At 69.7% G+C, this 26,120-nt stretch carries 17 protein-coding genes; 8 read left to right on the top strand and 9 right to left on the bottom strand.

All coding sequences use genetic code 11. The annotated features are described in order from the left end of the window. Positions 1-93 precede the first annotated feature (93 nt). Positions 94-2,331: an ATP-dependent DNA ligase gene (locus tag ACX1D1_RS00520; RefSeq protein WP_459055474.1), complete on the top strand. Its 2,238-nt coding sequence runs from the start codon at positions 94-96 to the stop codon at positions 2,329-2,331. Here the strand turns inward: ACX1D1_RS00520 and murJ are convergent. The 3 genes from murJ to ACX1D1_RS00505 are packed head-to-tail and all read right to left on the bottom strand — an operon-like array spanning position 2,318 to position 9,525. After that, positions 2,318-6,079 carry a murein biosynthesis integral membrane protein MurJ gene (gene murJ / locus ACX1D1_RS00515; protein ID WP_459055473.1) on the bottom strand — a complete coding sequence of 1,254 codons (3,762 nt, stop codon included), beginning with the start codon at positions 6,077-6,079 and terminating at the stop codon, positions 2,318-2,320. The two genes, ACX1D1_RS00520 and murJ, sit on opposite strands and share 14 nt — an antisense overlap. Next, positions 6,063-7,958, bottom strand: coding sequence for a DUF6049 family protein (locus ACX1D1_RS00510; RefSeq protein ID WP_255422003.1), 1,896 nt, complete (start codon positions 7,956-7,958; stop codon positions 6,063-6,065). Before ACX1D1_RS00510 ends, murJ begins: the two co-directional genes overlap by 17 nt. Positions 7,959-8,001: 43 nt before the next feature. Continuing rightward, positions 8,002-9,525, bottom strand: coding sequence for a CCA tRNA nucleotidyltransferase (locus ACX1D1_RS00505; RefSeq protein ID WP_182781323.1), 1,524 nt, complete (start codon positions 9,523-9,525; stop codon positions 8,002-8,004). Between the two features lie 9 nt (positions 9,526-9,534). Here ACX1D1_RS00505 and ACX1D1_RS00500 point away from each other — a divergent pair, with 9 nt between their 5' ends. The 5 genes from ACX1D1_RS00500 to ACX1D1_RS00480 all read left to right on the top strand — a co-directional run bounded on the left by ACX1D1_RS00500 (position 9,535) and on the right by ACX1D1_RS00480 (position 15,733). Next, positions 9,535-10,407 (top strand): mechanosensitive ion channel family protein, encoded by an 873-nt coding sequence (locus ACX1D1_RS00500; protein ID WP_182781324.1) that lies wholly within the window; start codon positions 9,535-9,537, stop codon positions 10,405-10,407. 712 nt (positions 10,408-11,119) lie between these two features. Further along, entirely contained in the window at positions 11,120-11,575 is a 456-nt protein-coding gene (locus ACX1D1_RS00495) for a hypothetical protein (RefSeq protein ID WP_182781325.1), read from the top strand. After that, positions 11,572-11,979, top strand: coding sequence for a hypothetical protein (locus ACX1D1_RS00490; protein WP_182781326.1), 408 nt, complete (start codon positions 11,572-11,574; stop codon positions 11,977-11,979). The genes ACX1D1_RS00495 and ACX1D1_RS00490 overlap by 4 nt, the downstream gene beginning before the upstream one ends. 92 nt (positions 11,980-12,071) lie before the next feature. Further along, a complete protein-coding gene (locus ACX1D1_RS00485; RefSeq protein ID WP_459055470.1) occupies positions 12,072-14,336 on the top strand; it encodes a transglycosylase domain-containing protein in 2,265 nt (754 codons plus the stop codon). A 53-nt stretch (positions 14,337-14,389) separates the two neighbouring features. Then, the gene (locus tag ACX1D1_RS00480; protein WP_459055468.1) at positions 14,390-15,733 is read left to right on the top strand and encodes a glycosyltransferase 87 family protein; all 1,344 of its coding nucleotides are present in this window, start codon (positions 14,390-14,392) and stop codon (positions 15,731-15,733) included. Positions 15,734-15,740: 7 nt separating this feature from the next. On the opposite strand, the gene ACX1D1_RS00475 is transcribed toward ACX1D1_RS00480, so the two are convergent. The 3 genes from ACX1D1_RS00475 to ACX1D1_RS00465 are packed head-to-tail and all read right to left on the bottom strand — an operon-like array spanning position 15,741 to position 18,548. Further along, a complete protein-coding gene (locus ACX1D1_RS00475; protein WP_459055466.1) occupies positions 15,741-16,766 on the bottom strand; it encodes an alanine racemase in 1,026 nt (341 codons plus the stop codon). A 2-nt stretch (positions 16,767-16,768) separates the two neighbouring features. Then, on the bottom strand, positions 16,769-17,896 hold the full coding sequence (locus tag ACX1D1_RS00470; protein ID WP_459055465.1) for a lipid II:glycine glycyltransferase FemX: 1,128 nt from the start codon (positions 17,894-17,896) through the stop codon (positions 16,769-16,771). 37 nt (positions 17,897-17,933) lie between these two features. Next, a complete protein-coding gene (locus tag ACX1D1_RS00465) occupies positions 17,934-18,548 on the bottom strand; it encodes a DUF4282 domain-containing protein (RefSeq protein WP_459055463.1) in 615 nt (204 codons plus the stop codon). Positions 18,549-18,759: 211 nt separating this feature from the next. On the opposite strand from ACX1D1_RS00465, the gene ACX1D1_RS00460 reads away from it, so the two are divergent. Next, positions 18,760-19,131, top strand: coding sequence for an FKBP-type peptidyl-prolyl cis-trans isomerase (locus ACX1D1_RS00460; RefSeq protein WP_459056606.1), 372 nt, complete (start codon positions 18,760-18,762; stop codon positions 19,129-19,131). 484 nt (positions 19,132-19,615) lie between these two features. Here the strand turns inward: ACX1D1_RS00460 and ACX1D1_RS00455 are convergent, their stop codons facing one another. From ACX1D1_RS00455 to ACX1D1_RS00445, 3 genes are all read right to left on the bottom strand, one after another. Beyond that, complete coding sequence (locus ACX1D1_RS00455) at positions 19,616-20,014, bottom strand: VOC family protein (protein WP_459055462.1); 399 nt, start codon at positions 20,012-20,014, stop codon at positions 19,616-19,618. A gap of 99 nt (positions 20,015-20,113) precedes the next feature. Beyond that, a complete protein-coding gene (locus ACX1D1_RS00450; RefSeq protein WP_459056605.1) occupies positions 20,114-22,633 on the bottom strand; it encodes a sodium-translocating pyrophosphatase in 2,520 nt (839 codons plus the stop codon). Positions 22,634-22,904: 271 nt separating this feature from the next. Next, complete coding sequence (locus ACX1D1_RS00445; protein WP_459055460.1) at positions 22,905-23,303, bottom strand: SRPBCC family protein; 399 nt, start codon at positions 23,301-23,303, stop codon at positions 22,905-22,907. A gap of 228 nt (positions 23,304-23,531) precedes the next feature. Here ACX1D1_RS00445 and ptsP point away from each other — a divergent pair, with 228 nt between their 5' ends. Beyond that, on the top strand, positions 23,532-26,120 hold the full coding sequence (gene ptsP, locus ACX1D1_RS00440) for a phosphoenolpyruvate--protein phosphotransferase (RefSeq protein ID WP_459055459.1): 2,589 nt from the start codon (positions 23,532-23,534) through the stop codon (positions 26,118-26,120).

Raw genomic sequence — 26,120 nt, 5'->3', positions numbered from 1 at the left:
CCCTCCAGCGCCCTGGAGGCACGGCGAGCGGTAACCGCGACCGGTATGCGCCACTGGGCGATGAGGGGGCCTCTGCCGACTAGCCTTGCCGACATGGCTGACTCAGTGATCCTGCAGGTGGACGGTCCCGAGGGTGCGCGCGAGGTCAAGCTGACGAGCCCGGACAAGGTGATGTGGCCCGGCGACGGAATGGCCGACGGCGTGGCGGTCACCAAGCGCGACCTCGCCGATTACCTCATCGCCGTTGCCGGGCCGTTCCTGCACCTGAACGGCGACCGGCCCATGACCCTGCAGCGCTTCCCGGAGGGGATCGACGGCGAGGAGTTCTTCTCCAAGCGCCCACCGCAGGGGGCGCCGTCGTTCCTTCGGCGCGTGACCTGCACCTACCCGTCGCGCCGGAAGCACGACCAGCTCACCTTCGACGAGCCGGGAGCACTCGCCTGGGCCGCACAGATGGGCACCATCACCTTCCACCCCTGGCCGGTGCGCACCGCGAACCTCGACAACCCCGACGAGTTCCGCATCGACCTCGACCCCCAGCCCGGCCGCGACTTCCGCGACGCCGTCGAGGCCGCCCTCGCCCTGCGCGAGGTGATGGCCGAGGCGGGGCTGAAGGCGTACGCCAAGACCTCCGGAAACCGCGGCATCCACGTCTACGCCCGGATCCTCCCCACCCACGAGTTCCAGGACGTGCGGCACGGGGTGATCGGGATCGCGCGCGAGCTGGAACGTCGCCTTCCGGACCTCGTCACCACGTCGTGGTGGAAGGAGGAGCGCGGGGAGCGCATCTTCGTGGACTTCAACCAGGCCAACCGCGACCGCACCATCGCCGCCGCCTACTCCCCGCGACCCCTCCCCGGTGCACCGGTCTCCACCCCGCTCACCTGGGACGAGCTCCCCGATGCCGACCCGCGCGAGCTCACCCTCCGCACGGTCCCGGCGCTGCTGGAGCGTCGCGGCTGCGCCTGGGCGGACATCGACGATGAGCCGGGCGAGGTGTCCGGGGCGCTGTCGCTGTGGGCAGCGGACCTCGAGCGCGGTCTGGGCGAGCTGAACTTTCCGCCCGACTATCCCAAGATGCCGGGCGAACCGCCCAGAGTGCCGCCGAGCAAGCGGAAGGCGGACCGGGCCGACGACGAGTACATGGCGCCGAAGGCCGAACGCGACGCCGAATGGGGCACCGCCATCGCCCCGCCGTACGGGCCGATGCTCGCCAAGCCGGTGAAGAAGCTGCCCGAGGGCGACTTCCTCTACGAGCCCAAGTGGGACGGCTTCCGCTCCCTCATCTGGCGCTCCGGCGACCAGGTTGAGATCGGCTCGCGCAACTCGCGCCCCATGACCCGCTACTTCCCTGAGCTGGTGCGCGCCGTCGTCGAGAACTTCCCGGACCACTCGGTCATCGACGGCGAGATCGTCATGATCGACCCCGAGACAGGCGACCGGCTCAACTTTGACGCGTTGCAGCAACGGATCCACCCCGCCGCGTCGCGGATCAGGAAGCTGAGCGAGGTCACGCCCGCCAGTTTCGTGGCGTTCGACCTGCTTGCGCTCGGCATGGAGAACTTCGCCGAGAAGCCGTTCCGGGATCGGCGAGCCGCGCTGGAGACGGCACTGGCCGGGGCGCGGCCCCCCATCTTCCTGACGCAGGCCACGCGGGAGGTGAGCGTCGCGGGGCAGTGGTTCGAGCAGTTCGAGGGGGCAGGGCTCGACGGGGTGATCGCCAAGCCACTCGGCGAGCCGTATGCCGAGGACAAGCGCGTGATGTTCAAGTACAAGCACGAGCGCACCGCGGACTGCGTTGTCGCAGGGTACCGGCTGTACAAGGGCGAGCGCGACGCCATCGGCTCGCTGCTGCTGGGGCTGTACACCGACGACGGCACGCTCAACTCCGTCGGGGTGATCGGGGCCCTCCCGATGGCGCGGCGCCGCGAGCTGTTCGAGGAGCTCCAGCCCCTGGTCACGTCGTTCGAGGGCCATCCCTGGGCGTGGGCGGAGCCGGAGGACACGGAGGCCGACAACCGCGACCAGTCCTTCCCCCGCACCCCGACGGCGGCCGCGCACTCGCGCTGGAACGCCACCAAGGACCTGTCCTTCACTCCGCTGCGCCCGGAGCGGGTGGTGGAGGTGCGCTACGACCACATGGAGGGCCCTTCGACACCTGCTCGTTCCTCGCAGGGCTCAGGACAAGACAAGCGATTCCGTCACACAGCCCAGTTCGTGCGGTGGAGGGACGATCGGGACCCCGCGTCGTGCACCTATGACCAGCTCGACGAGCCGGTCAGCTACGACCTGGCCCGGGTCCTCGGGAACCACACCCCTACTGCAGGGTGACCTCCGCGATCTCGGCGCGGAACCCGCCCTCCACCGGCGGCAGGCTCGTGACGTAGACCATCAGGTACTGCGTCTCCGTCGGCTCATCCAGCGCGATGGTGGCCGTGCCCGTCGCGGCAGGGTTCGAGCCGACGATCGTCCAGTCAGCCTCGGTGCGCATCGACGGCTCAGACCCCGACGGCACTCTCAGCTCGACGGCGGTCTCCCCGCCCACCAACGTCACCGTCGCGCTCGTCACCGTGGTGGGTGCACCGAGGTCCAGGATCAGCCCGACGCCGGGCTTCTGCCCGCCCATGTCCGGCCTGCGGAGGTAGCGCATCGTCACCCACGTGGTGCCCGCGTCCCCGTCGATCACGGTCGCGGCCCGGTCCCCGTTCTCCTCGCCGTTTCCGCCGTCCTCCTCGGGGTCGAAGTCCCGCACGCCGACGATCGCCGGAGACCCCGCAGCGCCCTGCGACACCGACGGCGACTGCGACTGCGCTGCCGGGCTCGACGCGCCGGGGCCGGACGGCGAGGTGGTCGCCTGATCCGGGTCCGCCGTCCACAGCGCGATGATCGACGCCACCGCGATGAGGACCAGCAGCGCCAGCAGCGCCACCACCCCGCGGCGCGTTCGGGGACGGTCGGGGTCCTCGCCCGCGACCCTCGTGGACGCCACCGGCGGGGGAACCACATCCCCGGGAGTGCGGCGCGGGCCCGTGAACAGGTCGTCGCTGAGCACTGGCCTGCCCGCGCCGTCACCCTCCCGCGACAATCCGGCCGAGCGCGCCAGGGTGGCCGCCTCGACGTCCGTGCCCTCCTCCGGTGCGGTCCCGGAGACCGGGGCCCAGATCCCGACGCGGGTCTCGCCCGGGCGCCGGAACGGGTCGTGCGGGGCGCCCGAGGGGGACGGCACCGCGCGATCCAGGCCGCGGACGCGCTCCTCGAGGTCAGCCGCGGCGTTCGCGGTGCCCAGCACCATGGACAGTGCTTCCACCAGCTGCCCCGCGGATGAGATCCGGGGCTCGCTCATCGCGCCTCGCTGGGTGAGCGTGACGGTGCAGATCCGGTCCAGGGCAGGCGAGACCCCCGCCTTGACCGTGTGTGCCGGCGCGGTCTCCCCAGCGACGATGGGCGCGGCGGGCATCCCGAAGGCGGCCTCCCCTGGCCAGTGCCGCACCAGGGTGGCGTACAGGATCTTTCCCAGGCCGACGACGTCAGAGCTCTCGCGCGCGGACCAGGCGTGCTGGTGGTCGGCGCGGTCAGCCAGCGCCGCCTCGACGCCGAACCCGCCGAGCCGGACCGCCCCCGAGGTGGTGATGATGACGTTGTCCGGGCTCAGCTGCTCGTGGAACAGCCCCTGGGCGTGGACGGCGACGAGCGCGTCGGCGAGGTCACGCACGATGTGGGCGGATTCGATCGCGCTCAGCGGTCCAGCAGCCAGGATGTCGGTCAGGGAGCGGCCGGGCGCGTACTCGCGCACGACGAACGCCCCGATGCCCTGCGTGGGGTCCAGCACCTCGTCGGCGTCGAGCACGCGCAGGAACCTCGAGTCGGTGGCCACGGCGCCCTTGCGGGCCGCCAGCATGACGTCGGAGATGCGCGGGTCTCCCGGTGCGATGACGTGCACCACGACGTCGCGAGAGAGCACCTGGTCGTGGGCCCGCCACGTCTCGGTGCCGAACAGGGAGGCCAGTCGCTCAACCAGCTCGTAGCGGGTGCTGAGCAGGGCCCCGGCGGCGGCGATCCGGGCGGGAGTGGCGTCGCGGAACAGGCCCGGAATGTCGAGCGCCCCGGTGGTCTCGTCCTGGTCGGAGGCTTCGCCACCCGCGGCCAGCTCCCCACCGTCGGACCAGTCCACCGCGGCGGATCGCGGCCCGGCCGGTGCCAACGGCGCCATCCGGCCGGTTTCCTCGTCGACGGAGGAGGGGGCCGACGGCGTGCCCGCGACGGGGGGGAACGTGTGCTGGGTGGTGGCCGGCTTGTTGCGCACCACCGTCGCGGGACCCGTGTCGAAGGAGTCGATCATGTCGTCGCGAAGCGCCGGCACGACGGCGGTCGGCATCTGGTCGTCGCCCTGCGACCGGTCATCCCGGGAGGACTCGACGGCGCCGGCCCGCGACCCTCCGCGGCGCCCGAACCGGCTCCCCACCAGCTCCGACAGGCTGCCGAGCTCCTTCACCTTGAGCGCCTTGCCCATCAGCAGGAAGGAGACGAGGATCACCAGTCCGCCCGCGGCCAGCGCGACGATCTGGCCGACGGTGCGGCCCGGCACAACCCCGATCAGCCATCCCGACAGGTAGTAGGCGGCCACGCCGCCGATTCCGGCGCCCAGCAGCAGCCGAACCAGGTGCATGACCAGGGCCCGGCCGTCGAGGTCCGGCACCCTGCGCCGCAACGCCTGCCAGGTGACGAGCACGCCGATGGAGTAGGCCAGCGAGTACGCCAGGGCCAGCGCCCCCGCCACCCAGGCGTCGGAATTCACCCACCACACGAGCGCGATGGCGCCCGCGATGTTCAGGCCCGCGATCAGGGTCTGCAGGAAGAACGGGGTGCGCGTGTTCTCCAGCGCGTAGAAGGTGCGCAGGCAGACGAACTGGACGGTGAACGGGATCAGCCCCAGCGCGAACGCCATCAGCGCCCACGCGATCCAGACGGCGTCCGTGGCGCCCGTGCCCTGCCCGAAGAGAAGCCCGGCCATTGGGCCCGACAGTGCCAGGAACGCGACGGTGGCGGGCACGATGGCCACCATGGCCAGCCGCACGGTCTTGGTGAACTCGCCCGCGACACCACTGAAGTCGCCACCCGCGGCCAGCCGCGACGCATTGGGCAGCATGGCGGTGGCCAGGGAAACGGTGATCAGGGAGTGCGGCAGGATCCACAGCAGGTGCGCGTTGGCGTAGACCGTGACGCCCGCGCCGCTACCGCCCGCGGTCGCGGAGGTGGCAAGCCTGTTGACCACCATGAGCCCCACCTGGTTGACGGCCACGAAACCCATCGTCCACTTGGTCAGGGAGAAGGTGTGGCCCAGCCCGGTGCCCTTGAGGTCGAACCGGGGACGCAGCTTGAAGCCGAGCTTCCGGATGTAGGGGATCATGACGGCGGTCTGCGCGACGATGCCGAGCGTGGTGCCGATACCCAGCAGGAGGATCTGCGGCGTGGTGAAGGCACTCGAGTGGTCGTCGTCGTTGCCCCACACGACGAAGTAGAGGGCCATCACGGCGATGGAGATGATGTTGTTGGCGATGGGTGCCCACATCATGGGGCCGAACTTGTCCCGCGCGTTGAGCACCTGTCCGAGGAGGAAGAAGGCTCCGTAGAAGAAGATCTGCGGCAGCGTCAGGTAGGTCAGCGCCACCAGCGACGCGTACTGGGCCTCCAGGTCCGTCCCGCGCCAGGCGGGGGAGGTGTAGATGGCCGTCACGAGTGGCGCGCCGATGGTGACCACCACCGCCACCACCGTGATGATCAGCATGAACGCGGTCATGATGCGGCTGGTGTAGGCCTCGCCGCCGTCGTCATCGTTCTTGATGGCGCGCACGATCTGCGGCACCAGCACGGTGTTGAGCGCACCGCCGGCGAACAGGATGTAGAGCGAGTTGGGCACCATGGTGGCCAGGGCGAGCATGTCCGCCTGCCGGGTGCCGTTGCCGAGGATGAAGGCCACGAGCATGACCCGGATGACTCCGAGGATGCGCGAGATCATCGTCCCGGACGCCATGATGGCGCCGGCGCCGATGAGTTTCCTGGTGCTACTGACTTGGCTCACTGTTCTCCTTGCCCGAACGTTCGCGTTGCACGGCGCGGATCCGGAGGGCGGTGCCCCCCACCACTACAGCACCCGAGACGACGATGATGATCCAGCCGACGCGCCCGAAGTCGGTAGCGCTGATTTCGATGGGCAGCGGCCTCCCCAAGGGGTCGCCCGCCACCGTGGTCAGTTGGGCGCGCACGATCGCGACCCCGTTGGCGGTGGCCTCCGGCGTGATGTCGACGGTGGCCGCCTGGCCCGGCCCCACCGTCACGGGACCCACCGCGGGGACCCGGATGCGCTGCGGGGAGTCCGACGCGAACTCCAGCCTCACCTGGATGGGAACCCCCAGGCCGTTGGTGACGGTGACCGGGAACGTGTTGGTGCGCGACCCCATGACGAACGATTCGGCCGCCCGCAGTGTCACCAGCGAGGCGTCGATGCGGGAGGGGGCGACGGCGTCGAGATAGGCCAGCGCGGCGGCCTCGTCGGCGAAGTCCTTCGAGAAGGCCGTGGACCCGATCCTGGACAGGTCCGTCGGCTCGTCGGAGCCCATGAGTTGGCGCAGGAACTCCGCGTCGGCCTCAATGGCGTGCAGGCGGTCTGCCAGGGCGGGCCACTGGGCAGGCTCGGTGGCATCCGGCCAGACAAGCCGGCCGGCGGGGCTGGAGCCGGGGGCGATGTGGCGCCGCTGAGCGCCGGGGGTGGCGTCCGCCTCCGCCGCCTCCACCGTCGAGATGACGTAGAGCGGCGTCGCGTCAGCGAGCAACTCCTCGGTGATCAGCCTGCCCAGCCGAACCCCGGGCGGTAGCGCCGCGAAGCTGGCCAGGGGGGAGGCCCCCAGCAGCGCGGGCGCGCCGCCGCGGCTGCCGCTGGCGTTGCGCACCACGACGGTGTCGACGTCGGTCAGCTGCTCGGCCAGTTGCTCGCCGGCGCCGTCCTCCATCACCGCGACACCCGGCAGCGCCAGCATCGACGGCGGGGTGGCGGTGGCGCTCCATTCCAGCACCCGGTCCAGCTCGCCGGCGGCGTCGGCCCTGGTCAGATGGGGGTTGGCGTAGGGGAGCCGCCAGAGCCGGTCCTGCTCGGCGAGGGCCTGGACGCGCCGCAGCCAGGCGAGCGCCACCCCGCTTCCGGGGGTGCTCACCCCGCCCACGACGTGGTCCCCGGTCATCAGCTCGACGGCCTCCAGCAGAGCCGGATCCACGGCCGCGACCACCCCGTCGCGCTCGGCGCTGGCCAGGAGGGTGTCGAGTCGGCCGGCGAGGTCGCGGGCGAGGGAGTCGTCGATGAAGTCCCCGTCGGGCAGCCAGGTGGGTGGGGCGGTGAGCAGCACGAGGGCGCTGGACTCCACGGGTTCCGTGGTGGCCGCCACCACCACCTGGTCCTCGCCCACCACCTGGTTGGGGCCATCGGCCGGGATGCCGCGCACCTGTACGCCGAGCAGATACCCGGCATCGGTCCTGGTCAAGGCGTATTGCCCGGCGGTCAGTTGAGCGACGGTGGCCCGTACGGTGAAGTCGGCGCGCTGCCCGGGCGCGAAGTCCTCGTCCCGGGTGAGAATGTCGAGGTTGCCGGCCTGCTCGTCGAACAGCCTGGCGCCGATCGGCACGTCAGCCAGGGTCTGGGCCAGCTGGGTGGTGGTGGTCTGCGGCGTGCTCAGCCGCCAGAAGTGGACGTTGACGTAGCGGATGGGCACCGTGGAGACGTTGGTGAGAGTCCCGCTCAGCTCCACCACCTGCGCCGGGTCTGCCAGATCCAGGGTGGGCGTGGAGACGCTGGTCAGCTCCACCTCGAGGTAGTCCGTGGCGGCCGCGGCGGGCCGGGGGTCGACGATCACCACCGCCAGGGCGAGCAGCGCCGCCACCAGCAGCGCGCGCGCGAACCGACCGACCATCACCGTCCCATGGTAGTTGCCGGGGCCCCCGCGGAAGCTCGCGTCACTGGCCGCCGCGATCGGCCCACCACTGCTGGAGCAGCGCCACGGCGTCGTCGTGGGGGATGGGGCCGTGCTCGGTGCGGTGCTCCAGCAGGAACGAGTAGGCCTCCCCGACGGCGCGCCCGGGTGAGATGCCCAGGATCTCCATGATCTGGGTCCCGTCGAGGTGCGGGCGCAGCGCGGCCAGCTCCTCCTGCCCTGCCAGCTCGTCGATCCGCCACTCCAGTTCCTCGTAGGCGCGGCGCAGCTTCGTGGCGCGCTGACGGTTGCGGGTGGTGCAGTCCGCGCGGGTCAGCATGTGCAGGTGCTCGAGTTCGTCGCCGGCGTCGCGGACGTAGCGGCGCACCGCCGCGTCGGTCCACTCGCCGTCGGAGTAGCCGTGGAACCGGAGATGAAGCTCGATCAGCTTGGCCACCGACTTCACCACCTGCGTGGGGTAGTTGAGCGTCCTGAGCCGCTTCGTCGCCTGCTTCGCCCCCACGATGTCGTGGTGGTAGAACGTCACCTTCGATCCCTCGAACCGGCGGGTCGCGGGCTTGCCGATGTCGTGGAGGAGGGCGGCGAGCCGATTGACGATGTCAGGCTCGTGGCCGCGGGCCTTCTCCAGCTCGATCGCCTGGTCCAGCACGGTCAGGGTGTGCTGGTAGACGTCCTTGTGGCGGGCGTGTTCGTCGACTTCCAGCCGCAGCGCCGGCAGCTCAGGAAGGATGTGGTCCGCGATGCCGGTGCTCACCAGGAGATCCAGGCCCACCCGCGGATTGTCCGTCAGCAGGAGGCCGGTCAGCTCGCCCTGGATGCGTTCCGACGAGACGATCGTGATGCGCTCTGCCATGTCCGTCATGGCAGCGACCACCTCGGGCGCCACCTGGAACCCGAGCCGGGACGCGAACCTGGCCGCACGCATCATGCGCAGCGGGTCGTCCGAGAACGACGACTCGGGCGTCGACGGCGTGCGCAGCACCTGGTCCGCCAGGTCCGCGAGCCCGCCGTACGGGTCGACGAAGGCGCGGGTGGACACGTCCACGGCCATGGCGTTGACGGTGAAGTCGCGGCGGTGGAGGTCGCCGTCGATGGTGTCCCCGAAGGTCACCTCGGGCTTGCGGGACTCGCTGCGGTACACATCAGCGCGGAAGGTGGTCACCTCGATCTGCCAGTCCTGATCCGCGGCCCGCTTCAAGGCGCCGATGGTGCCCCACTCCTTGCCGATGTCCCAGGTGGTGGGCGTGAAGCGCTTGAGAATCTCGTGCGTCTGCTCCGGCGTGGCGGAGGTGGTGAAGTCCAGGTCGTGGCCGAGGGAGCCGAGGAGCGCGTCGCGGACGGAGCCGCCGACGAGGTACAGCTGGTGCCCCTCCTCGCGGTACAGGCGGCCCAGGTCGTCGATCACGGGCGCGATGCGCAGCAGTTCATGCATCGCGTTGGTCTGCGCTTGAGTCAGGTCCGGCACGAGGGTTGAGTCTACGTCGTGCGCGCTCCGACGGCGGTGCGGGGAGGTCTCCGCCGCGGGCGGGGTATCGCGGTGCGTCATGATGGGGGCATGGCTGATGTGTGGGAGAAGGTACTGCTGAGCGCGGTCGTGCTCGTGGTCGCGCTGATACTGCGGGCCGTCCTGGTCCACGTGATCAGACGATCCGTGAAGGCCCTGGCGAGCAAGCCGAAGGACCGCAACGACGACCTGGGGGCGAAGGCCCGCTCCATCCTCGCGAGGGCGGGCGGTCTGGGCGACGAGCGCCAGAGGCAGCGGGTGACCACGCTTGGGTCGTTGCTGCGCAGCGTCGTAGACGTGGTGCTGATCGTGGTGGTGGTGCTGACCGTCCTGGCCACGTTCGGGGTGCCGATGGCGCCGCTGCTGGCCTCGGCAGGCGTCGGTGGCGTGGCGCTCGGCTTCGGCGCGCAGTCCCTGGTGAAGGACTACCTGTCCGGCATCTTCATGCTCGCCGAGGACCAGTTCGGGGTGGGAGACCTGATCCAGGTGGGGGAGCTCCGCGGCACCGTCCAGGAGGTGACCTTGCGGGTGACGAAGCTGCGCGACCCGTCGGGCACGGTCTGGTACGTGCGCAACGGTGAAGTGCTGACGCTGGGCAACGTGTCGCAGGGGTTCTCGACGGCGTTGGTCGAGGTCCCGGTGGCGATCGACGAGGACCCGGACCGGGTGCAGGACGTGTTGCGCGGCGCCGTCGGGACCATGGGGGAGGAGCCCGAGTGGTCCGAGGTGCTGCTTGAGAACCCGACGGTGCTGGGGGTCGAGTCGATGAGCGAGGGCACGATGGTGCTGCGGATCCTGCTCAAGACGGGGCCCGACAAGCAGTGGGGGCCGATGCGGGAGGCGCGGGCCCGCGCGCAGCGTGCGCTGGCCGCCGAGGGGATCCGCGGGCCGATCCTCCCTGGCGCCCGCCCCGCCGCCCCCTGATCCCGTATGTCGCTGGTTGAGCCAGCCGCGGCGCGAAGCGCCCGCTGCTGCGTCGAACCCCCCGCTGCTGCGTCGAACCCCCCGCTGCTGCGTCGAACCCCCCGCTGCTGCGTCGAAACCCCCCGGACCGGTGCACGGAGCCGGGACACGAGGCCCGGGCGGCCGCACTTCCCACCTCAGCACGCACACGCCAGCTGGACTCGGGTCGGGTGTCGAGGCCGCCCGTGCCTCGTGTCCCGTCTCCCCGCACTGGATTGCCCGTGGCGTCGTCGCGTTCGGGCGCGACCCGGCAGGGCGGCCCTGGGTCGAGCCTGTCTGGGCGGGATGCCAGTTGGGTGATCGTCGGGTTGGGCACCGCTGCGCAGTGCCGCCCTGCCGTTTCCCGCCCTCGCGTTCCCGCCTCGCGTTCCCACCTCGCGTTCCCACCTCGCGTCGCAGTGCCGCCCTCGCGTTCCCGCCCTCGCGTTCCCGCCTCGCGTCGCAGTGCCGCCCTGCCGTTTCCCGCCCTCGCGTTCCCGCCTCGCGTCGCAGTGCCGCCCTGCCGTCTCCCGCCCTCGCGTTGCCTTCCGGTTCGCTAAATGTCAGAGCTGGTGCCGTAGTCGACACCAGCTCTGACATTTAGGCGGTCGGGCCCAGCCGCTGGCTGCGCTTTCCGCGCCCGAGGTGTGTTCAGGAGTAGCGTTGGAGGTACTACTCGTGGTCGGAGGACCTCATGATCAAGCGAGTTTTCGTCGACGTCGCGGCCGGCCTCGGCCTGGCGATTGCCGGCCAGTTCGTCTTGTTGGCGGCGAGTTTCACCGGCCCGATGCTCGGCATCCCGATGCCCTACGAGATGGCTCCGGAGGACGGCAGCACCCCGCCCGCGCTGCTCGACCAGATCAACGCGATGTACCTTCTCGCCTCCGTCGGGATGCTGATCCTCAGCTTCCTGCTCGGCTGGCTGCTGAAGACCGACGGGGTGGCCGACGGCCTCAAGCGCGGCGCCGTCTGGGTCGCCGTCGTGGGGCTGAGCCAGTTCCTCCTGGGACTCCAGCCCGGGGTTGTACAGGTGTTTGTGCTGCTCGGCGCGTGGGTCTACCTGCTTTGCATCCTTCTCGGACCGGCGCTCGCCGGACTGATCGGCACGAGGCGCCCGGCGCCCGTTGAGGATGGAAGGGATTCATCATGACTCAGATGGTGCTGGCCGTTCTTGGCGGACTGGCAGTGGCGGCGCTCGTCGTCGTCCTCATCGTCCGAGCAGCCAAAGGTGGCGACTCCCAAGGCGGTTCCACCGGATTCGGGTGGGCCGCGCTGGGCCTCGGCGTCCTGACCCTCATCCTCGCCGCCGTCGGCTACGCCTTCGCGCCTGACTTCGCGTCGGAGGCCGAGGCTGCGGCGGCCTCAGGAGAGTTCGACTCGCAGAGCCTCTACATGGTGGGCACGGTCACCGGGATCGCTGCTGCGGCCACCGCCGGTCTCGCCCTCAAACGGGGCGATCGGGGCTGGCCGACGTGGACAGGTCTCCTGATCGGGGCGGCAGTCATCGGTGCGTGGGTGTACGTCATCATCTACGTCATGTTCAACCCGTACTGACAACTCACCAACCGCCCGTCTTTGGCGCTCCGCGCCGCGACACCTACCCTTGAACGGAAGTGGTGTCAAGAAGAGACGAGTAGAGAACCTCTATGGCTAAAGCGAAGCGGGCTGCCAAGAAGACGACGGCGGGGACGATCTGGAAGCGGATCGGACTCACGGCGCTTGTGCTGTTCATCATCACGGGGCTGACCGGACTGGGCGCCTTCGCGTACCTCTACGCCACCACGGATCTCCCGGATCCCAACGCGGACTTCCAGACCAACACCACCTTCCTCTACTACAACGACGGGACCACCCAGCTGGGCTCCCTCGCGGTCCAGAACCGGGTCACGCTGGAATACGCGGAGATGCCGCAGCTGATGAAGGACGCCGTCGTCGCGGCTGAGAACCGCAGCTTCTGGGAGGATCCGGGCTTCTCGGCTTCAGGCATCGCGCGCAGCATGGTGTCCATCGCCACCGGCGGCGAGTTGCAGGGTGGCTCCACCATCACCCAGCAGTACATCAAGATCCTCTACCTGGACTCCGGTCAGCGCCTGTCTCGCAAAGTTAAGGAGTTGTTCCTGGCGATCAAGATGGGGCGGGAACTCTCCAAAGAGGAGATCCTCGAGGGATACCTGAACACCATCTACTTCGGCCGCGGCGCCTACGGCATCCAGGCGGCAGCCAAGTCCTACTTCCTCAAGGACGCCAGCGCCCTCACCATCGAGGAGACGGCGGCGCTGGCCGCGATCCTCAACAACCCGGCCGGCTTCAACCCGTCCGGTGGCCCTGAGAAGGTGGAGCGACTGCTCGGTCGCTACCAGTACGTGCTCGACGGCATGCTCGAGATGGGCGCCATCACCGACGCGGAGCACGTCGCCGCCCGCCCGCAGCTGCCCGCCTTCCCGGACGTACCCGTCAACGACCGCTACGGCGGCCCGAAGGGCTTCCTCATCAAGGCGGTGGAGGATGAGCTTCTCGCCAGCGGCTTCACCGAGGGCGAGATTCAGGGCGGCGGGCTGAAGGTCACCACCACCTTCGACGAGTCCATGCAGGCCGCGGCCGTGGAGACCGCCCAGAAGTACACAGCGCAGGCCGCGGAGGACGCGGAAGGCGACCAGGACCCGGCGCAGCTGCACGCCGCCATCGCCTCCGTCGACACCGCCACCGGTGGTGTGCTCGCGATGTACGGCGGGCCGGACTACGTGGCGAGCTCCCGGAACTGGGCCATGACCGACCGCCCCGCCGCGTCGACGTTCAAGACGTTCGCCACCATCGCCGGACTCCGCAACGGATTCTCGCTCAAGTCGATCTTCAACGGCAACACGTTCACCCCCGACGGCGACACCCAGACCATCCGCAACGAGTTCAGCAACCAGTACGGCCCGGTCACGCTCCGAGAGGCGACGGCGGAGTCCATCAACACCGCCTTCGTCGACATGACTCAGCAGATCCCCGACGGCGCCAACCAGGTGATCACGGCCGCCAACGACGCCGGCGCGCCCACCAGCCGCGGCTGGGACGCCAACAATCGCATCGCGCTCGGCGCCGCCGAGGTGAGCCCGGTCAACATGGCAACCGCCTACGCCACGCTGGCCAACAGCGGCCGGCGCAACCCCGCGCACGTCGTGGCGAAGGTTGAGGGACGCAACGGCGAGGTGCTCCTCGAGGCCAACCCCGAGGGCGTGCAGAGCATCGACCAGAATGTGGCCGCCAACGTGACAGACTCCCTCACCTCCGTGGTGCAGGAGGGCACCGGCAGGCGCGCCTCCGAGCTGGGACGCCCCGTCGCGGGCAAGACCGGCACCAACGGCGTCGAGGACGACATCACCTCGGCATGGTTCGTCGGATACACCAGGCAGATCTCCACCGCCGTCATGTATGTGGCAGGCGACTCCGGCAACGAGGATCTCGACGACTACAAGCGCCCCCAGGATCCCACCTTCTTCGGCTCCAGCTATCCCCTCATGACCTGGGTGGAGTTCATGACCCGGGCCACCGACGGCATGCCCGTCGAGCAGTTCGACGTGCCGCGCGAAATCCGGGCGACGAAGGGCTCAGAGAGCGCGTCGCCATCACCCACGCCCACGCCGTCGCCGTCGGAGACCCCCTCCGAAACGCCCTCGCCCACCCCGTCTGAGGAGCCCACCACGGAGACTCCCACCCCGGAGCCGACCGAGCAGGAGCCGACCGAGGAACCCACGGAGGAGCCCACGCCCCCTGGCCAGAGCGGAAAACCGACGCCACCCGGTCAGAGCCCGGAGCCGACGCCCACTCCCAGCGAGACCGTAGAGGAGACCGTCACCGAGGACGCACCCGGGGCCGGTGCAGGGGTGGGGGCCGGGGTACGTCCCACGCCCAACCCCACCACCTGACGCCCCGCAGCGGCCGGCCTCCGGCCTGGTGACCCCGGACTAGAGTGTCCGGCGTGGACAACGCGCTGCTGCCCGGCCTAGGCGGACCGATGGGTCGCCACGCCGCCGGGCGCGGGCTCTGGTTCGCGGCGCTCCCCTGGGCGATCGCCGTCGGCACCGTGCTGTTCCTCGTCCTGTTCCTGCGGCACACCCAGTGCGTCCAGACCGACGCCGAGGTCCAGATCAACAGCTACGCACTGCTGTGTTACTCCGACATTCAGGGCACGTTCCTCGGCCAGGGGTTCGGCCTCGGCGCCACCCCGTTCAGCGGGGAGAAGCTCGCCTTCTCTCCGCTGGTCGGCGTCGCCATCCTGCTGGCCGTCCGGGCGGCGGCGCTCCTGGGCGCGCCCGTCGGACCCGGGGCGCCCCTGCAGGACCAGGTCGACTCCAGCGTCGCGTTCTTCGGCATCACCGTCGTCGGCCTCTTCTTCTGCTTCCTCCTCCTGATCGCCGCGACCTCCCGGCTCGGCCGCCGAGGACAGGCACCGTCGTGGGACGCCATCCTCGTGGCCGGATCGCCGATCGTGTTCGCGGTGGGCCTGATCAGCTGGGACCTGCTTCCGCTGGCCATCACGGCGCTCGGGCTGGCCCAGTACGCCCGCGGGCGTGCTCTGGAGTCGGGCATCGTGCTGGGGTTGGCCGCGTGCGCCGGCACCATGCCGTTCGCCGTCATCCTGGCAGTGACGGTCGCGGCGGGGCTGCGCGGCGGGCTGCGGCAGGCCCTCACCTTCGCTGGCCCAGCGGCGATCACCGTCGCCGCGGTGCACCTGCCCCTGCTGCTCGCCGACGCCGGGAAGGTGTTCGGCTTCTACCACCAGGAGATCCACAAGGAGGCCGGCTACGGCTCACTGTGGTACCTGATGTCGCTGCTGGGCCGTCCGCTCAGGCACGCCGGTTCACTCGGATTCCTGTTCCTGGCCCTGTTCCTCGCGGTCCTGGTGGCGTACCTGTACGTGTCGCGGCGGCGGCCACGCGTCGGATCGCTGGTGGCCGTGATGATCCTCGCCGCCACCCTCCTCGGGCCGTCCTTCCCACCGCAGACCTCGCTGTGGGTGATGTTCGCGGTACTGGTGTCGCGGCCGCTTCGGCAGGAATGGGCGGCGGTGACGGTGGCCCATGTGGCCCACTACCTGGCCGTCTGGGGCTGGCTGGCGGGCAGCCTCACCCTCAGTCAGCTGGGCCCCTACGGCGTGTACTGGGGCGCCATCATCGCCCGGGCCGCAGTGGAGGCGTGGGTGTTGGCGTCGTCGCTGACCGACATCGTGGACCCCGGGCGGGATCCGTTGCGCAGGCCTGACCGGCCGGACCCCTTGGGGGGCGAGCTCAACACCGGCGAACTGGCTCCCATCCCAGACTGAGGCCGGCTCAGACCTGGCGGATCTCGTCGACGGTGACCGTCGTCATCCGGGTGGTCACCGGCACCTCGTCGCCCACCTGGGCGGGGGCATCGGATCCCGGGACGAACACCATGGAGGAGTGCATGTGCGGCGGCTCGGCGAAGGCGCGCTTCCGGCCGCCGATCGTGAACGGCGAGAGTGAGCGCCCCAACGCGTCGAGCACGCCCTGAGCGACGGTCACGCCACGCTGGCGCAGCGACCGCTGCGGTGTGGGTGCGCTCATCGCCACCCCATGGGCGGTGCCGCCCGACACGATGACGAGCCATCCGTTGCCCGGCGCCTTGACTCCGTGATAGCCCAAAGGAGAGCCCGAGGTGATCCGGTGCACGTCAAGCACAGTGGCGGTGGTGGCGTAGGCGCGCTTGTCACCCAGCCACAGCCGCGTCCCCACCCGCAGATGCGTCCGGACGCCCAGCGCGGTGCGCAGCACGCGATAGTCGGTGACGCTCAGATGCGAGACCCACACCGGGCCGCGGCGCACCCCGAGGCCCGCGCCCGCCAGCCTCTTCGCCTCGTCGAGCGAGCCATTGGCCGGAAGGTGAATGGTCCAGCCCTCGAAGGTCAGCGGGCCGAAGTCCTGCTCCGTCAGGGTGCGGGGATCCAGTCCGTGCCGGTGCATCGAGGTCTCGATCTCGACGATGACCCGCACGCCCGGGTGCGCCGAGGCCAGCGCGCGGAGATCCTCGGCCCGCGACACCGTCGTGATCACCTTCGGGTCGTGCAGCAGTGCGGTGGCCGCGTCGTCGAACGGGCGCCAGGGGCTGAGGACGACGATGTCGCCGTCGAACCCGCCCACGCGCACGGCCGGCACCTCCTGGGCGATGCCCACCGCGATGGTCTTCACGCCCAGACGCGCCGACTCGGACGCCAGCAGCCTCAGCCCGAAGCCGTAGCCGTTGCCCTTCGCGACGGGAACCAGGCCCGGCGCGTCCTCCAGGATGGCGCGCTGGTGCGCTTGCCATCGGGAGCGGTCGATGGTGAGGGTGAGCGTCATCGTCAGCGCTTCTTCAGGTAGAGGTCGAACGCCCGGTACAGCGCCTTGTTGATCGGGTAGTCCCATTCGCCGAGGTAGGCCACTGCCTCGCCGCCGGTGCCCACCTTGAACTGGATCAGCCCGATCTCCGGGTCATCGGCGCCGACCCCCTCGACGATGCCCCGCAGGTCGTAGACGGCGCACCCGGCAGCGTTGGCATCGCGGATCATCTGCCACTGCACCGCGTTGGAGCCCCGGACCTCCCGCTTGGCGTTGGTGGAGGCGCCGTAGGAGTACCACGAGTGCTCGCCGACGCGGACGAAGGTGGTGGCGGCCACCAGGTCGCCGTCGTGCTCGGCGAGGTAGACGCGCATCCGGTCCTCGTCCTCGGCGTTGAGCGCGTCCCACATGGTCTGGAAGTAGGCCAGAGAGCGCCCCTTAAAGCCGTCGCGGGCGGCGGTTTCGAGGTAGGCCTGGTGGAAGGCGGCGAGGTCTTCGCGGGTGCCGCGACGCACCTCGACGCCCTCCTTGGCCGCCTTCTTGATGTTGCGCCGCCACAGCTGATTCATGCCCTTGAGGAGCTCGTCCTCGGACTTCTGCGTGCCGTCGTCGTGGCGCAACGGGAGCTGGAAATTGAACATGGGTTGCCCGGCCGCGAAGCCGTGGCCGCTCTCGTCGGTGTGCCAGCCGCCGTGGATGAGCTCGTTGATCACGCGGGTGCCGACGAGGGTGGTCTCGTCCGGCGTCACGTCCGAGAGCCGGGTGACGGCCTCGTCGGCGATGGCGGCCTTGATGGTGTCCGCCCTCCAGCGGCGGTGCACCAGCGCCGGGCCGATCCGCACCGCGAACGCCTTGCTGCGCTTCGCGTGGGCGACGAGCGCCTGCAGGTGGGCGGCAATGTCGCGGCGGCCCCAATCCAGGACCGGGCCCTCGGGCAGGTAGGCCAGGAAGCGGGGGAGCTTGGGCAGCTGCCGGTAGAGCACCAGAGCCACGCCCGTGAGTTCGCCGTCGGCGAAGAATCCCACCGACTCCCCACGCCACTCCGGCTTCACCTTTGCCCAGGCGGGAGTCTGCAGGAACGACGCGGAACCGCGCTGCTCGATGAACGCGAGATGCTGCTCGGCGGTGATGGGTCCACAGGTGATACTCACCCCGCCAACTTACCGCGACGGGCGCTGGTTCAAGGCTTCACTGTCGCGGCAGACGCTCGTGGACGTCCTCGGAGAGCCGGACGACGGCGAAGTACAGCTCGAGCGTCATCCGGGCCATGGCGAGGTAGACGATGGCGGCCAGGGGCACGCCGATGAGGGCGAGGACGATGAGGCCGGGTTCGCCGCTGAGCACCGCGGAGAGGAGGAAGCCCACCGCGGTCAACCCGATGATCACGGTGACGACGATGTAGACGGCCTTGATGATCTTGGGTGTGATGAAGGTGTCGAAATTGAAGTCGAACAGGGCCGCGAGGAACCCCTTCGCCGAGGCGCCGACGTTGCTCGCGGTGCCGGGGGCCAGCCACGGCTGCGGGCCTGGCGGAGGCCCGGCGTGCGGAGGCCCGGACGGCGGGGTCTGGTAGTGGTAGCCCGGGTCGGGTGTCCAGGACCCGGGCGCCGGGGCCTGCTGGCCGTAGCCGGATGGGCCGGGAGGCTGGGCGCCGTAGCCCGACGGGGGGCCGGGTTGGGCGGTGAACCCGGGGGGCCCCGGCTGGCCGTAGGGCGCGTCGAACCGTCTGGCGTCATCCGGTTGGCCCTGAGGTTGGGAACCTCCGCCGTCGGGCGGTTGATACTGCGGGTACTGATCGCTCATCGTCAGTCCTTTCGTGGTGGTACGCGGTCACTGTCGCACATCGGCGTTTCGCCGTCACCGTCTCCGGCGGGCACGAAACGCCGTCGGAGATGCGGGTCGGGTCCGCTGGGGGGCTCCGGCAGGGTCTGAGGCGGCGTGTCGTGCACGACGGTGCCCGCGCAGGAGGCTTGGGCTTGCCGCGGCCGGACGTTAGGCTCGCCGCATGACGAACATGAATGAGAAGCCCGAAATCGACTTCCCCGGCGGCGAGGCCCCCGCAGACCTGCAGATCACCGAGATCGTGGAGGGCGACGGCGCCGAGGCGAAGGCCGGCGACACCGCCCACGTGCACTACGTCGGCGTGGCGTTCAGCTCCGGCGAGGAGTTCGACTCCTCCTGGAACCGCGGTGCGCCGCTGTCGTTCCCGCTCGGCGCCGGACGGGTCATTCAGGGCTGGGACCAGGGCATCCAGGGCATGAAGGTGGGCGGTCGTCGCCAGCTCGTCATCCCGTCCCACCTGGCCTACGGCGACCGCGGCGCCGGCGGCGTCATTGCGCCGGGCGAGACGTTGGTCTTCGTGTGCGACCTCGTCGCGCTCAACTGACCCTGACGCTCGGACCCCGAAGCGCCCGACCGCGGCCGGCCCCGTCGATCACTCCCACACGGGACCGCCGCCTCCGCGGATCGCTGCGCTAGGGGCTGGTCGTCAGGACGGCGGGGTACTCATGTACACAGGAGGGCTGGCCGTAGGGACGGCCGAGAGTCCTCAGCTTCAGAGGGGCGTTGGTGGTCGGGGGCGGCACTGCGCAGCGGTGCCCAACCCGAGGATCGCCCAGCTGGCATGCCGCCCGGGACCAGCCCGGCCCAAGGGCCGCCCCGGCCAGCAGCGCCCAGACCCGGCCACGCCACAGCGAAAGGCCGCGGGGAACCGGGGTCCGCTGCCCGGGCGGCCCTCAGAACCGCCGCAGGCCCCGACCACCTTCTTGGTCTGGTGAACGGCAGGCGTCACCGCCACGGGCCGCCCGGGCAGCGGAACCCGGGTCCCCGCGCGAGGCAGCAGACCGCGCCGCACCAGACAGGCGCGCGGCCTACGTCCCAGCGCTCTCGTCGGGCTGGTGAATGCCGAACACGTTGCCCTCGGTATCCAGGTAGTAGCCCTGCCACGCCATGCCCGTCAGCGGGTACTTCGGCATCGCGACGATGCCTCCCGCCGCCTCGATGCGATCCGCTACGGCGTCGAAGTCGTCCACCTCGACGGTGATCACCGCGCCCGCCACGGCACTCCCGGGCTGGGGGTTCGCACCCTCCCGCTGCATGATGGCGCCGTGGATGCCGGGCTCACCCTCGTCGTGCGTCGTGACCCCGATGTAGGGCGAGCCGGTGAAGGCGGACCAGTCCTCCGTCTTCCACCCGAACGCTGCTACGTAGAAGGCCACGGCCCGCGGGACGTCCTCGGCGTGGATCTCGAAGTGGACGACGCTGTTCATCTGCTGCCCTTTCGTTGGACTCCACCTTCAGTCTTCCACCGGCACAGCACGAGGGCCAGAGGCAGAATGCCTCCGGCCCTCGCGCGGACAGTGCTGTGTTCAGGCGACGGTGATCGGATCCTTCTTCGCGTCTTCCTTGAGGTAGGCGAAGTCCGCGGAGGTGAGCATGGGTGCGTCGATCCGCATGTTGTAGAAGGAGCGGTACACCATGTAGATGCTCGCCACGCCGAACGTGACGGCGAGGACGGCGTTGATGGCGGGGTTGCCGATGATGATCGAGAGCTCGATCGCCAGCATGCCGAACAGGGTGGTGAACTTGATGACCGGGTTGAGGGCCACCGAGGAGGTGTCCTTGAACGGGTCGCCGACGGTGTCGCCGACGATGCTGGCGTCGTGGAGTTCGGTGCCCTTGGCCTGCAGGTCCACCTCCACGATCTTCTTCGCGTTGTCCCAGGCGCCACCGGCGTTGGCCATGAAGATGGCCTGGTAGAGCCCGAAGATGGCGATCGAGATCAGGTAGCCGATGAAGAAGTACGGCTCGACGAACGCGAACGCGAGGGTGGCGAAGAAGATCCCCAGGAAGATGTTGAACATGCCCTTCTGGGCGTACTGGGTGCAGATCTCCACCACCTTGCGGGAGGTCTCGACGGAGGCCTTGGTGGTGCCCTCAAGGTCGATGTTGGCCTTGATGAACTCCACCGCGCGGAACGCCCCGGTGGTGACGGCCTGCATGGAGGCGCCGGTGAACCAGTAGATGATGGCGCCGCCGGTGATCAGGCCGAGCAGGAACGGGACGTGCAGCAGCGACAGGTTCTCCACGTTGGTGGTCAGGCCGGAGGTCAGGCCCATGATGATCGAGAAGATCATCGTGGTGGCGCCCACCGCTGCGGTGCCGATCAGCACCGGCTTTGCGGTGGCCTTGAAGGTGTTGCCGGCGCCGTCGTTGGCCTCGAGCAGGTACTTGGCCCGTTCGAAGTTGGGCTTGATGCCGTAGTCGCGCTCGAGTTCCTCACGGATGCCCGGGAGGGATTCGATCTGGGACAGCTCATAGACGCTCTGCGCGTTGTCGGTGACCGGGCCGTAGGAGTCCACAGCGATGGTGACCGGGCCCATGCCCAGGAATCCGAAGGCCACCAGACCCAGCGCGAACACGCCGGGGACCAGCATGACGCCGCCGGTGACCACGCCGTCGACCATCGCGCCGGGCGTGATCAGCGTGGAGACGCCGTAGGCGCCCGCCATCAGGGACACGATCGCGATACCGAGCCAGTAGGCCGAGAAGTTGCCGGCGACCAGGCCGGAGAGGATGTCGAGCGAAGCGCCGCCTTCCTTGGCCGACTTCACGACCTCCTGGACGTGCTTGGCGCGAACCCCGGTGAAGACCTTGACCAGTTCGGGGATGACCGCGCCGGCCAGGGTGCCGAAGGAGATGATCAGGGAGAGCTTCCACCACAGGGTGGTGTCGCCGCCGACGTCGGGGATCAGGATGGCGGACATGATGAAGGTCAGGACGATGGACACGATCGAGGTGAGCCACACGAGCGAGGTGAGGGGGGTCTCGAATTCCATCTCGTCGGCGTCGCCGAACTTCGACTTGGCCCACATGGCGTTTCCGAAGTAGGACAGTGCGGAGGCCACCAGCATGATCGCGCGGATGAAGAAGATCCAGATCAGGAAGTGGGCCTGCAGGTCCGCCTGGACGCCGAGGAGGATGAAGGTGATCAGCGCGACGCCCGTGACGCCGTAGGTCTCGAAGCCGTCCGCGGAGGGGCCGACGGAGTCTCCGGCGTTGTCGCCCACGCAGTCGGCGATGGTGCCGGGGTTACGCGGGTCGTCCTCGCCGATCTTGAACACGATCTTCATCAGGTCCGAGCCGATGTCGGCGATCTTGGTGAAGATGCCGCCGGCGATGCGCAGCGCCGAGGCTCCGAGGGACTCGCCGATCGCGAAGCCGAGGAAGCAGGCGGTGGCGATGTCGGCCGGCACGAACATCAGGATGGCCAGCATCATGATGAGTTCGGTCGAGATCAGCACCATGCCCACGCTCATGCCCGAGCGCATCGGGATGTCGTAGACCTTGAACGGCTTGCCCTCAAGGGCGGCGAAGGAGGTGCGGGAGTTGGCGAAGGTGTTGAGCCGGATGCCGTACCAGGCGATGGCGTAGGAACCCAGCATGCCGATGATCGCGAACCCAAGGACGATGAACACTCGGGCCCAGCCGCCGGTGGTGTTGAGGAACCCGAAGTAGACGAAGATCACGGCACCGATGAACGCGAACAGCAGCATCAGGAACTTACCCTGCTGCAGGAGGTAAGCCTTGCAGGTGGCGTAGATCAGCTCGGAGACGTCCCGCATGGACGAGTGGACGGGGAGGTTCTTCAGCTTGATGTAGCTGAGGATCCCGAACACGAATCCGGCCACGCAGATCAGCATGCCGACCATGAGCAGCCACCAGCCGCTGATGGTCCCGCCGAAGAAGGTGACCGCGTGCAGATCGGGCAGTGGCAGATCGAACTCGGAGGTGTGGGTGCCGGTTTCGGCGGGCTCAGCCGGGCCGCCCGAGCACGCGGCCAGGGTCAGGGTCAGGAGCCCGAACGCGCCGTAGAGGGCCGCGCGCACGAATCCGCGCGGCCTCCCTGTGGCGGGTTGGGTAACGAGCGAGGGATTCGTCACGATGTCTTCCTTGGGGTTGTTTGAGCTTCCATGTGTGGGCTCATGTCCTTGAAACAGGTCACGGCGCCCATGCCGTCGCGCACATCCTACGCCCGGTAGTAATGACAATCGGGCGGGGTTAGTTATTACATTTCGGGGTGGCCTGGGGCGCGGGGGAGCGCCCCTCCGGGGGCAGAGACGAAGCTGGCCCGGGATCGCTCCCGGGCCAGCTGCCGTGTCACGAGGCCGCGCTGTCGATCCTCTCGAGGGCCGATTGCCAGCGCCGCTCCAACTCAGCCGCGTCGACGTCCTCGGGGAGGTGTTCATGGACGAGTTCAAGCTCGGTCCGGTCTCCCGACGAGCGCATGTGCAGATCTACGAGCGTGCGCGGGGCGCCGTCGCTAGCGTGCCAGGAGAATCTGATCTGCTCTCTGGGATGGAAGCTGCGCGTCACGCCGTACGTGCCGTCTGCGGCGCGCCAATCCTCTCCCTTGCTGCCCAGTTGTCCTCCTTCACCGAGCAACGCCTCGGCTCCGTGGGGTTTCATGAGGACATTCCACACGCTGTCCAACGGGTGGGCGACCACGCGTGTCACCCGCACGCTTCTCGGTTCGGTGGTCTCCTCCATGGTCTCCATGACTGCACCTCCTGGTAAGCCGGGCAACGACTGTGGTGCCCTTGTCCATCCAGCCTAGTACCGCCGGTCTGGCGTCGGGCAGGGGGATGGGCAGAAACCCGTCCGGACCCCGCAGATCAGAGAATTCGCCTCCATCTGAGCCCTCGTGCGGATACGCTCCGAAGCAATCGAACGGTCCCGCTGACGAGGCCCGATCCCCGGGTCGGCGGCGCCGCTGAAGGGGGTCCCGTGAGCGTTCAGAACCCGACAGTTGTGACGCTGCTGGCGCCGCTTACCGGAGTGCTCGTGCCGCTGGACCAGGTGCCGGACCCGGTATTCGCGCGCAAGATGGTGGGCGACGGGATCTCCATCGACCCGTTCGGCAACGTCCTGGTCTCCCCGGTGGCGGGTGAGGTGATGGACGTCCAGCCGTCCGCGCACGCCGTGACCGTGCGCAGCGACGAGGGACTCGAGATCCTCATGCACATCGGGTTGGACACGGTGCGGCTCGTCGGCGAGGGGTTCTCACCCAAGGTGAAAGCGGGCCAGCGCGTCGCCGTCGGGGATCCGCTGATCGAGTTCGACCTCGACGAGGTGGGCCGCAAGGCCAAGAGCCTCCTCACCCAGATGGTGATCACCAATTCGGACGCCGTGGCGAGCATCGAGGCGGCCACCGGACTGGTCACGGCCGGCGTCGACGTGGTCGCCACCGTCGTCCTGGCGGTTGCCACCGCCGACGACCCGGACGTCGCCGGCCCGTCGCGGACCGCGGCCTCCGACGGCATTCTGGTGCCTAACCCCACCGGCATCCACGCCCGCCCCGCCGCGACCCTGTCCGCTCTCGCGAAGCAGTACCGCTCGGACATCCGGCTCCGCCGCGGCGACGACTCGGCCAACGCCAAGTCCATCGTCTCGGTGATGGGTCTCGCCGTTGCACGAGCCGAGAAGGTGACGTTCACGGCCCACGGGCCGGACGCCGAGCACGCCGTCGCGGCGCTTGCGCAGGCCGTTCGTGATGGCCTGGGCGAGGACTGCCCGCCACTGACAGCCGCCGAGGAAGTGGTTCCCGCGCGGCGGGCCGTCGCCGAGCCCGAGCCCGACGTGGAGCCGCAGGCCGTCGGCCCGAAGTCCGGGGACTGGGACCTGATGCTGGGTGTCGCGGCGTCGCCGGGCCTCGGCATCGGCCGCGTGCTGCAGATGCGGCGCAAGGACATCGACGTCGACGAGGTGGCCCAGGATCACCACCTGGAGCGGCGCAAGCTCAACTCGGCCATCGACCGGGCACTGCTGGACCTGTCCGCCCTCGAGAAGCGGCTCGCCGACGAGGCGTCGGAGGACAAGGCGGCGATCTTCGCCGCCCACCAGGAGATCCTGGCAGACCCCGACCTGCTGGACCTGGCGGCGAGCGCCATCGACAAGGGCAAATCCGCGCCGTTCGCGTGGCGGGCCGCGTTCGGCACTTTCGCCGATCAGCTGGCGGGCCTGAGCAACGAGGTGCTCGCAGGCCGCGCCAACGACGTCCGCGACGTGGGCCAGCGGGTCCTGGAGGAGCTCACCGGCCAGCGGTCCGAGCGCGCCGAGCTGCCGGAGAACACCATTCTCATCGCCGAGGACCTCACCCCGTCGGACACCGCCCAGCTGGACCGCAGCCGCGTCGTCGGCTTCGCCACCTCCGCCGGTGGCGCCTCCAGCCACGTGGCCATCATCGCCCGCTCCCTCGACATCCCGGCCGTCGCCGGCATCGAGGGCAGGGCACTCGAGATCGCCGACGGCACCCTGGTGGTCCTCGACGGCACCGCGGGCTCGCTGAGGATGAACGTCACCGAGGACCAGGTGGAGGAGATCCGGGGGCGGCAGGAGCGGCTCGCCGTCCGCAAGGCCGCCGAGGAGGCGGCCAAGGATGAGCCCGCCGTCACCACCGACGGACATCGCGTCGCGGTGGTGGCCAACATCGGCGGCGTGGAGGACGCCGAACGCGCCATGACCAAGGGCGCCGAGGGGGTCGGCCTGCTGCGCAGCGAGTTCGTGTTCATGGGACGCACCAGCGCGCCCACCGAGCACGAGCAGGCAGAGATCTACGCCCAGTGCTCGCGGGCCCTCAGCCCGGGCCAGCCCCTGGTCATCCGGACGCTGGACGTGGGCGGCGACAAGCCGCTGGCCTACCTTCCGATCCCGGCCGAGGAGAACCCGTTCCTCGGCATCCGCGGGGTGCGCGTCGGGCTGGAGCAGCCGGAGGTGCTCAGGACACAGATCCGGGCCATCCTCGACGCGGCGGGCGCCGGCGCGAAGCTGCACGTGATGTTCCCGATGATCGCCACCATCGAGGACTGGCGGCGGACCAAGGCCATCTTCGACGAGGAGCGCGCCGCCCACGCGCCGGACGCGGACGTGGTGGTGGGGATCATGATGGAGGTCCCATCGGTGGCGGTCATGGCCAAGCAGTTCGCGGCCGAGGAGGGCTGCGACTTCTTCAGCGTGGGCACCAACGACCTCACCAGCTACACCCTCGCCATGGACCGCGGCCACCCGAAGCTGGCCGCTCAGGTGGATCCGTGCAACCCGGCGGTCCTCACCCTGATCGGCGGCGCAGCGCAGGCGCTGCACGCGCACGGGAAGTGGCTGGGCGTGTGTGGCGGCGTGGCCTCGGATCCGCAGGCCGTGCCCCTCCTCGTCGGGCTCGGCGTGGACGAACTCAGCTGCTCGATCCCCGCCATCCCGGCGGTCAAGGCCATGGTCCGCGCCTACGACCTGGTCACCTGTCAGGAGTTGGCCGCCCGCGCGGTGGCCTGCTCCACCCCGCAAGAAGTCCGGGCCCTCGTGCCCATGGCTGAGAGCTGA

Source organism: Tessaracoccus luoxuelianae (assembly GCF_054483915.1).
Note: the sequence above shows the minus strand (reverse complement) of the source record. Positions and strands in the feature narration are given on the sequence as shown.

Bases quoted from the DNA above. Each gene is read 5' to 3' on its own strand.
- ACX1D1_RS00485 (WP_459055470.1), top strand. From the start codon at position 12,072: ATGGCTAAAGCGAAGCGGGCTGCCAAGAAGACGACGGCGGGGACGATC.
- ACX1D1_RS00520 (WP_459055474.1), top strand. From the start codon at position 94: ATGGCTGACTCAGTGATCCTGCAGGTGGACGGTCCCGAGGGTGCGCGC.
- ACX1D1_RS00475 (WP_459055466.1), bottom strand. From the start codon at position 16,766: ATGACGCTCACCCTCACCATCGACCGCTCCCGATGGCAAGCGCACCAG.
- ACX1D1_RS00455 (WP_459055462.1), bottom strand. From the start codon at position 20,014: ATGAACAGCGTCGTCCACTTCGAGATCCACGCCGAGGACGTCCCGCGG.
- ACX1D1_RS00495 (WP_182781325.1), top strand. From the start codon at position 11,120: ATGATCAAGCGAGTTTTCGTCGACGTCGCGGCCGGCCTCGGCCTGGCG.
- ACX1D1_RS00500 (WP_182781324.1), top strand. From the start codon at position 9,535: ATGGCTGATGTGTGGGAGAAGGTACTGCTGAGCGCGGTCGTGCTCGTG.
- ACX1D1_RS00510 (WP_255422003.1), bottom strand. From the start codon at position 7,958: ATGGTCGGTCGGTTCGCGCGCGCGCTGCTGGTGGCGGCGCTGCTCGCC.
- ACX1D1_RS00445 (WP_459055460.1), bottom strand. From the start codon at position 23,303: ATGGAGACCATGGAGGAGACCACCGAACCGAGAAGCGTGCGGGTGACA.
- ACX1D1_RS00505 (WP_182781323.1), bottom strand. From the start codon at position 9,525: ATGACGCACCGCGATACCCCGCCCGCGGCGGAGACCTCCCCGCACCGC.
- ACX1D1_RS00490 (WP_182781326.1), top strand. From the start codon at position 11,572: ATGACTCAGATGGTGCTGGCCGTTCTTGGCGGACTGGCAGTGGCGGCG.
- ACX1D1_RS00460 (WP_459056606.1), top strand. From the start codon at position 18,760: ATGAATGAGAAGCCCGAAATCGACTTCCCCGGCGGCGAGGCCCCCGCA.
- ACX1D1_RS00465 (WP_459055463.1), bottom strand. From the start codon at position 18,548: ATGAGCGATCAGTACCCGCAGTATCAACCGCCCGACGGCGGAGGTTCC.